The 5,277-nt window shown below is 51.5% G+C and carries 5 protein-coding genes; all 5 read left to right on the forward strand.

Features of this window, described 5'->3' with window-relative positions; all coding sequences use genetic code 11:
• Positions 1-54 precede the first annotated feature (54 nt).
• Complete coding sequence (locus Q7U71_06320; GenBank protein MDO9391371.1) at positions 55-2,346, forward strand: DNA translocase FtsK; 2,292 nt, start codon at positions 55-57, stop codon at positions 2,344-2,346.
• Positions 2,343-2,972, forward strand: coding sequence for an outer membrane lipoprotein chaperone LolA (gene lolA / locus Q7U71_06325; GenBank protein ID MDO9391372.1), 630 nt, complete (start codon positions 2,343-2,345; stop codon positions 2,970-2,972). The genes Q7U71_06320 and lolA overlap by 4 nt, the downstream gene beginning before the upstream one ends.
• On the forward strand, positions 2,969-3,463 hold the full coding sequence (locus Q7U71_06330; protein ID MDO9391373.1) for a YajQ family cyclic di-GMP-binding protein: 495 nt from the start codon (positions 2,969-2,971) through the stop codon (positions 3,461-3,463). The genes lolA and Q7U71_06330 overlap by 4 nt, the downstream gene beginning before the upstream one ends.
• Positions 3,464-4,018: 555 nt before the next feature.
• Positions 4,019-4,669 carry a hypothetical protein gene (locus tag Q7U71_06335; GenBank protein ID MDO9391374.1) on the forward strand — a complete coding sequence of 217 codons (651 nt, stop codon included), beginning with the start codon at positions 4,019-4,021 and terminating at the stop codon, positions 4,667-4,669.
• 48 nt (positions 4,670-4,717) lie between these two features.
• A partial coding sequence (locus Q7U71_06340) for a hypothetical protein (GenBank protein MDO9391375.1) occupies positions 4,718-5,277 on the forward strand: 560 nt, incomplete at its 3' end.

A 5,277-nucleotide genomic window follows, 5' to 3' on the forward strand; every position in this document is an offset into this window, starting at 1 on the left:
GCCAGGCCGGGGATCCCCGCTAAACAGCGATACAAAAACAGACAGATAAGATAAATGAAATCCGACCAAAAAGAAAAAGAAAAAAAATCTTCCCCGGAATTCAGCCGGGGACAGGAGATATTCGGGGTGGCCGTGTTGATAGCCGGGCTTTTTATGCTGGTCAGCCTGGTTTCTTTTTCCGGCCAGGACGGCCATCTCTGGTCCCAGGGCTGGCCCAGGCAGAATTGGGGAGGTCCGCTGGGGGACATGGCGGCTTTCGGGCTGATAGGCCTGCTGGGCTACGCCGCATTGCTGGTGCCTTTCTACGTTTTGGTCTGGGGCTGGTTCTTCCTGCGGCATAAAAAACTCTACCGCCTTCTTTGGAACACCCTGCTAAGCCTGGCCTTTGTCAGCTTTGCGCTGGCCATGATAGCCAGACTAAATGTTCCTTACTACACCGGAGATCTGGCCGAGCCGGGCGGGGCCGGGAAATGGGGGATGCTGCTGGCCACATTCATAGGCGGGCTTTTCGGGCCGGTGGGCTTTTGGCTGGTGCTGGCCGGAATGTTCATCATACTGCTTTTGATAGGGACCGAGATCAATTTCCAGCATTGGCTGACGCTGGCCGTGGCCCCGGTGAAAGCCGGTTTGGAAAAGGCCAAAACCACGCCAAAGGAGATCACCTTTAAAAAGAAACCGGCCGCGTCCGAAAAGGCGGAAAAGGAACCAATGTCCCGAGCCGAAGAACAGGAAGATATCCCCGTTTCGGAAAAATCAAAACCTGAGGGCAAGACCGCCACACCTCGACATAGCTCGGTGCAAGCACCGGAGAAGAAGGCCAAGCCAAAGGCTCCGCCAAGAGAGGGAACGGTCTCCGAGGATTATCAGCAGAAATTCCTCTCCATTCTCTACGACGACCGGGATCAGGTTAAAGCGGAAGAGGAGGACAAGTCCTCCATCCTGCTGGAAAAGCTGAAGGAATTCGGGATCGAGGGAGAGATCACCGACCGCTATTCCGGCCCGGTGGTCACCAGCTATGAATTCAAGCCGGCCCCGGGGGTCAAGGTAAACCAGATCGCCAATCTTTCCGACGACCTGGCCCTGGCCATGCAAGCCACCCGCATCCGGATCATCGCCCCCATTCCCGGCAAGGGGGTGGTGGGGATCGAGATCCCCAACCAGCACCGGCAGATGGTGATGCTGAAGGAGCTTCTTGCTTCTGACAATTTCAAGGCCCAGGAAGGATGCCTGGCCTTTGCCATGGGAAAGACCATCACCGGGGAATCATTTTCGGCCGATCTGACCAACATGCCTCATCTGCTTATCGCCGGGGCCACCGGCAGCGGCAAGAGCGTCTGTCTGAACACCGTCATCACCAGCCTGCTGTACCGGGCCACGCCGGAGGAACTGCATTTCATCATGATCGATCCCAAGCGGATCGAGCTTTCCATCTACCGGGGCATTCCCCACCTGCAGTTCCAGTACCGGGTCCACGTCAAGGAGGGCGAGGAGCCCATCACCCGGACGGTGGAGGGGGTGGTCACCGATTCCGACGAGACCCTCCAGATATTCCGGATGGCGGTCACCGAGATGGACGCCCGCTACAAGATGCTGGCCAAGGAGGCCTGCCGCAACATCGAGGAATACAACCACAAGTCCGAACGCAAGATGTCGTACCTGGTGATAGTGATCGACGAGCTGGCCGTCCTGATGCTTTCCCGCGAGGCCGGGGAGATCGAGAACCGGATCGCCAAGCTGGCCCAGATGTCCCGGGCCGTGGGGATCCACCTGATCCTGGCCACCCAGCGGCCCTCGGTGGACGTGATCACCGGGGTGATCAAGGCCAATTTCCCCTCGCGCCTGGCCTTCCAGGTGGCCTCCCGCACCGATTCCCGCACCATTTTGGACGCCAACGGGGCCGAAAGCCTGCTGGGCCGGGGCGACATGCTGTACATGCCGCCGGGCAAGGCCGAGCCGGAACGCCTGCACGGACCTTTCATCTCCACTAAGGAGACCAACCAGATCGTGGAATTTGTCAAGTCATGGTACGGGGTGGCCGAAGGCCAGTCGGAGAACAAGGAATCTTCCGCCGCACCGGAACAGGAGAACGGATATTCCATGGAGGTGGACCTGCCACCGGAGGAGGGAGCGGACCAGGACGGCCAGGATGAACTTTTTGCCGAGGCCAGATCACTGGTGATCCGGCACCAGCAGGGCTCGGTGTCCCTGCTGCAGCGCCGTTTGAAGATCGGATATTCCCGGGCGGCCCGGCTGATTGACCAGTTGGAGGCGGCCCAGGTGGTGGGCCCCTTTGACGGCAGCAAGGCCCGCCAGGTTTTAATCAAAAACGAGGAGGACGGAGAATGATCAAAGTCCTGAAACTGTCTTTGGCGCTGGGCCTGGTCTTGGTTGCTTCGGCCGGCGCCCAGAACTGCGACTCCCTGCTGGAACAGGTCCGGGCCAAGTACCGGAAGATAAACGACCTCAAGGCCCATGTGGTGCAGACGGTCTGCAGCGCGGCCTCCGGCACCTGCACCCGGTACGAGGGGGAGCTGGAACTCAAGCGCCCCAACAAGCTGCGGATGGACATCACCAAGCCCGACAAACAGGAGATCGTTTGCGACGGCAATACCATCTGGCTCCACCTGATCGATGAAAAGCAGGTGATGAAGTCCGACCTTAAAAGCTCCCCCCAGTTCCTGGTCTGGCTGAACCCCCTGGACAAACTTCTGGCCGGCCGGGCCAAGGAAGGCTGCCGCAACAATGGGGATTACCTGTTCTTCATGGAGCCGGACGAATTGAAGGACATCATCAAGGCCATAAAGATCATGGTGGACCGGAAGACCCTTCTGATCACAGGGATAGAGGCGGTGGATGTCAGCGGCAACAGCGCCGAATACAGTTTCAGCAAGATCAAGACCAATCCCGGGCTCAAGGACGCCCGCTTTAAATTCATCATCCCTAAAAATGCGGAGATAATTGAAAACCAATGAGCCAGAGTTCATTCGACATAGTTTCCAAGATCGATCTTCAGGAAATGAAGAATGCGGTCCAGATGGCCCAGAAGGAGATCATCGGGCGCTTTGATTTCAAGGGCACCAACTGCCAGATAGAGATCATGGAAGACAAATTAGTGATCCTGGCCTCGGACGAGTTCAAACGCAAAAGCATGCTGGACATCATATTCAACAAGGTGGTCAAGCGCGGGATCTCCATCAAATCGCTGGAACAGAAGGAACCCCAGCCAGCCGCCAAGAACTACCTGCGCCAGGAACTGGTGTTCGTGCAGGGGATCCCCATGGACAAGGCCAAGGAGATGGTCAAACGCATCAAGGCCTCGGGGATCAAGGTCCAGGCCCAGATCCAGGACCTGCAGGTGCGGGTCACCGGCAAGGACAAGGATGACCTGCAGGAAGTGATCGCGTTGTTCCGGCAGGATGACCTGGGGCTGGCGCTGCAGTTCACGAATTACAGGTCCACGTGAGCTAAGCCGGTGGTTTCGATACACCCCTGCGGGGCACTCAACCACCGGCCATGTACCAAAGCCTCTCCTAATTAATTAGGAGAGGCTTTTTGTCTCCCCTAAAAAGGGGAGAACAAGAGGGGTGTCTTAAGCTGCCTTAGTTTTGACCGCCCCCTCATTCCCCCTCCTGGCAGGAGGGGGAGGCTGAATGCCCCTCCCCTACCAGGGGAGGGGTGGGGGAGAGGTCCCACCCTACGGGTATTTCTTTGCCCCCGCGCGTTTGGTCTTAAGATTTGCCAACTTTGTAATTGACTTTTACTGGTAGTTAGATGTATTATTTAGCAACAATATCGTAGCAAATAAAAACAAGGTTTAAGGTTTAACAATAGAAAGGGTTGAGAAATGAGACAATTGTTACATCCAGAATTTGAGAGTAATCTGAATCGTCTTGAATACATGCTATCCCAACCTGGGCGTAATAAATCAGCGGTCATAGGGGAATCTAATCATATGCTCAGGCGTCTTTTCAACGAGCTTATGCATAGCCGATATTCTACACGAGTTATGGGTCCCGAGATGAATGATAGTCTTCATTTGCTAAGACGGCGTATGGATAGGGCTCGAACGCCAGAAGAATTTCGTAATTTGGTGAGAGATTTTAGGCAATATTTATTTGCTGCTTCATCGTTTACGCAAGCACAGGAGATGGAGGAAAGGTTGCATGAGTTAGAAAGCCAAATGAAAACGGTTGCTGAAGGTGCCGCTTCAGATATACCTATGACAGGTGAAGATGTGATAACACTTGAAAGTTTGAAAAAAAAGAAGGTTCTTTTTACAGTAATGCCTTTTCACGAAGATTTTCAAGATGTTTGGACTGGTGGCATACAACGTGCGGCTACAGGTACAGGTTTGACATCAATAAGGATTGATATGATAAATAAATCTAGTGAGGTCACAGATGATATAGTGTCTGCAATTCGTATTGCAGAGATTGTTGTTGTTGATGTTACAAGGAATAACCCAAATGTTATGTTTGAATTTGGATTTGCACTAGCCCTTAAAAAACCACATATAGTCATTAGTCAGTCAACAGAGTACCTTACTTTTGACATAAAGAATGTACGTACTGTTATATATCAGAACACTTGGCGTGGTATAGAGGACTTACACAAGGAACTTCAAAAATTCATAAAGGGTACGCTCGGCGACAAGATTAAGAAGAAATGAAATCTTATTTTCTTTAAAATGATAGAATTAAATTGATTGGAGATTAAAATGAATTGGAAGTCAATATTTATTACTGCAGTAGTTACAGGTGTTGTAACAATCGCTACAGGTACATTCCTTTATTGGGTACAAACAGAAAAACCGCAACTTACTTATAACTCGATACAAAGCATACCATTTGACGATGTTAGCAATAAACTCTTTATACAACAAATAGAAATCAAAAACACAGGCAATAAAACCGCAGAAGAAATTGTACTCATGATCAAATTTACGGATGAAGTTATTCAAAAATCCCAAATCACAATTGACAATGCAATTCCAAACCAAAAGATAATAAACGATAAATATATACAGCTAAACATTACCAATCTGAATCCTGGTGAGGGCGCAAAAATATCAGTGCTTTATCAAAGTTCTTGTGCCCAAAGTAATGGTGCTTCTATTTCGCTTAGGGCCAAAGGAATTACTGGAAAGTCGATTGGTACAGGTCAAAAAGATAGTAAGATGCCAATATGGATATCGTTAATCGCTGCTTATGCTGGTGTTATTGCTTTCTTTCTGCCCATTAAAAGGGTAAAATATTTGTTTTTTGGAGGACTTTCTTT

The sequence above is a fragment of the bacterium genome (genome assembly GCA_030655055.1).
In the GTDB taxonomy this organism is placed as follows: Bacteria; Edwardsbacteria; AC1; order AC1; family EtOH8; genus UBA5202.